The 3,170-nt window shown below is 66.8% G+C and carries 4 protein-coding genes; all 4 read right to left on the bottom strand.

The window, feature by feature from the left end:
* Positions 1–78, bottom strand: a 78-nt coding sequence (locus tag AC5RT3_RS20555) for a serine dehydratase beta chain (protein WP_494053769.1), incomplete at its 3' end; no start/stop codon positions are given.
* Positions 79–347: 269 nt separating this feature from the next.
* Positions 348–1,658, bottom strand: coding sequence for a serine hydroxymethyltransferase (gene glyA, locus AC5RT3_RS20550; protein ID WP_494125103.1), 1,311 nt, complete (start codon positions 1,656–1,658; stop codon positions 348–350).
* Entirely contained in the window at positions 1,655–2,038 is a 384-nt protein-coding gene (gene gcvH / locus AC5RT3_RS20545; protein ID WP_494012240.1) for a glycine cleavage system protein GcvH, read from the bottom strand. Before gcvH ends, glyA begins: the two co-directional genes overlap by 4 nt.
* Positions 2,039–2,070: 32 nt before the next feature.
* A partial coding sequence (gene gcvT / locus AC5RT3_RS20540) for a glycine cleavage system aminomethyltransferase GcvT (RefSeq protein ID WP_494125102.1) occupies positions 2,071–3,170 on the bottom strand: 1,100 nt, incomplete at its 5' end.

The following is a 3,170-nucleotide window of genomic DNA, read 5'->3' as shown; positions in this document are numbered from 1 at the left end:
AGCCCGCATCGGCCCCACAGTATGGGACGACGACGGACCGATCCCAATCGAAAAGAGATCAAAAACGCCAACAGCCATAACGGGTCTTCCTAACTAAAAACGCATGTGGTCGGGTTGAGTGGAGCGGCCAGGACATCCTCTGCATGCTCGGTCGCGAAGACGCCCGCTGCGCGGACGTGACGCTCCCTTAGACGCATGCTGCCGGATGCCCCGCCCACTCCGAGGGCCCGTCACCCAGGCGACGTGGGCACGAGAGGCCGGCGGAGCCGGACTTTTCGAAAGCGTGCGTCAAAGCGATGAAGGAGCAGCACGCGTGAAAATGTCCGGTCCGGCGGCCCCGGAGGTGATTACAGTCCGGGGTAGAGCGGGTGGGCCTTTGCGAGTGCGTCGACGCGGTGACGGAGCCCGGAAAGGTCGGCGTCGGCGTCGGCCGTCAAAGCCTCGGCGATGATGTCCGAAACCTCGCGGAAGGCGTCCTCGCCGAAGCCACGGGTGGCAAGAGCCGGGGTGCCGATGCGCAGGCCGGAGGTGACCATGGGCGGGCGGGGGTCGAAGGGGACGGCGTTGCGGTTGACGGTGATGTCAATCGCGGCGAGCCGGTCTTCGGCCTGCTGGCCGTCGAGTTCGCAGTTCCGCAGGTCCACCAGGACCAGGTGCACGTCGGTGCCGCCGGACACCACGGTGATGCCCTTGGCGGCAACGTCGGGTTGGACCAGGCGTTCGGCCAAAATCCGGGCGCCGGCCAGGACACGCTCCTGGCGCTCCTTGAACTCGGGGGACGCGGCAATCTTGAACGCCACGGCCTTGCCGGCGATCACGTGCTCCAGCGGGCCGCCCTGCTGGCCTGGGAACACAGCCGAGTTGATCTTCTTGGCGATGTCGGCGTCGTTGGTGAGGATGATGCCGCCGCGCGGACCGGCGAGGGTCTTGTGCGTGGTGGACGTGGTGACATGGGCGTGCGGCACAGGGGAGGGGTGCAGCCCCGCGGCTACCAGCCCGGCGAAGTGGGCCATGTCCACCATGAGGTAGCCACCTATCGAGTCGGCGATCCGGCGGAACTCCGCGAAGTCCAGCTGCCGGGCGTAGGCGGACCAGCCGGCCACGATCAGCGCCGGCTTGTGCTCCTGGGCCAGGCGCTCCACTTCGGCCATGTCCACTGTGTGGGTGTCCTCGCGGACACCGTAGGGCACCACCTTGTAGAGCTTGCCGGAGAAGTTGATCTTCATGCCGTGGGTCAGGTGCCCGCCGTGGGCGAGGTTCAGGCCCATGATGGTGTCGCCGGGCTTGATCAGCGCGTGCATCACCGAGGCGTTCGCCTGCGCACCGGAGTGCGGCTGCACGTTGGCGAACTCCGCGCCGAACAGGGCCTTGATCCGGTCGATGGCGAGCTGTTCGATGACGTCCACGTGCTCGCAGCCGCCGTAGTAGCGTTTCCCGGGGTAGCCTTCGGCGTACTTGTTGGTCAGCACGGAGCCCTGCGCCTGCATAACTGCCACGGCGGTGTGGTTCTCCGAGGCGATCATCTCAAGGCCGTCGCGCTGGCGGCCCAGTTCGTCGTCGATCTTCGCCGCGATCTCCGGGTCCAGGGCGGACAGGTCCGCGTTCAGGCTCGGCGACTCCACCTGCTGGAACACTACCGTCCCCGCTGCGGCGCTCACAGTTCGCCGCCGTTCGCTGCGGCGTATTCCTCGGCGGACAGGAGCGGGCCTTCCTCGGTCACGGCCACCTTGAACAGCCAGCCGGCGCCGTAGGGATCGGTGTTGATCAGGGCGGGGTCGGCAACCACGCCGTCGTTGATTTCGACGACCTCGCCGGTCACCGGGGCGTAGAGGTCGGACACGGACTTGGTGGATTCCACCTCGCCGCAGGTTTCGCCGGCGGTCACGGTGGAACCGACCTCTGGCAGGTCCACGTAAACGATGTCGCCCAGGGCGTCGGCGGCGACGGCGGAAATGCCGATTCCCACCGGACCGGACCCATCCGCGGCAACCCACTCGTGCTCGGCGGAGTACTTCAGTTCAGCAACAACTTTGCTCATGTGTTTTTCCTTTGCTTGCTAAGTCTTGGTGGTTACTTTTGGCGTTTGTAGAACGGGAGTTCGACCACTTCGAAGCGTTCGGGCTTGCCGCGGAGGTCGATGTCCAGGACGGTGCCGGGGGCCGAGTATTCGACGGCGACGTAGGCCATGGCCACCGGGTAGCCGAGGGTGGGGCTGGGCTGGCCGGAGGTCACCTCGCCCACCAGGGTGCCGTCCTGGAGGACCGGGTAGTGCGCGCGGGCCGCACGCCGGCCGGTGCCCCTGAGGCCCACGAGCTTTTGGCCCATGGTGGATCCGACGCCGGCGGCCTTGATCGCTGCCAGCGCCTCCTTGCCCACGAAGTCGCTTTCCTTGGCCAGGGAAACTACTGGACCGAGTCCCGCCGCATAGGCGTTGACGTGGCGCGAGAGTTCGTTGCCGTAGAGGGGCATCCCGGCCTCGAGGCGCAGCGAATCCCGTGCGGCAAGGCCGGCGGGGACCAGCCCGTGCTCTTCTCCGGCAGCCAGCAGTGCCTCCCAGAGCGCGGGCGCGTCCACGTTGGGAATGTAGATTTCGAAGCCGTCCTCGCCGGTGTAACCCGTGCGGGCAATCAGCAGTTCCTGGACAGAGCCGTTGACCGCGACGCCGGCCTCCGCCGCGGCGTAGTACTTCAGCTCACGGACCAGGGCGTGCTGGTCAGCCGGGACGAGCTTCAGCAGGATGGCCTGGGCTGCCGGGCCCTGCACGGCGATCAAGGAAGTCTCCACGGAAGCATCCTCAACCTTCACGTCGAAACCGGCGGCGCGCTCGAGCAGCGCAGCCACAACCGCCTTGGCGTTGCCGGCGTTGGGGACCACCAAGTACCGGTCCTCGGCACGGCGGTAGGTGATGAGGTCGTCGATGATGCCGCCGTCGGCGTCACAGATCAGCGAGTACTTGGCCTTGCCCAGGGCCACCGCGGACAACTTTCCGGCAAGGGCAAAGTCCAGGAAGGCTGGCGCCTCGGGGCCGGTGACCCAGACTTCGCCCATGTGGGAGAGATCGAACAGGCCGGCGGCGTTGCGGACGGCGTGGTGTTCGGCCAGTTCGGAGTTGTATTTGAGGGGCATCTGCCAGCCGCCGAAGTCCGTGAAGGACGCGCCCAGTTTTTTGT

This window comes from Arthrobacter sp. Y3221159 (genome assembly GCF_059089885.1).
The sequence above is the reverse complement of the archived record's forward strand: the minus strand, read 5'-3'. Positions and strand labels throughout refer to the sequence as shown.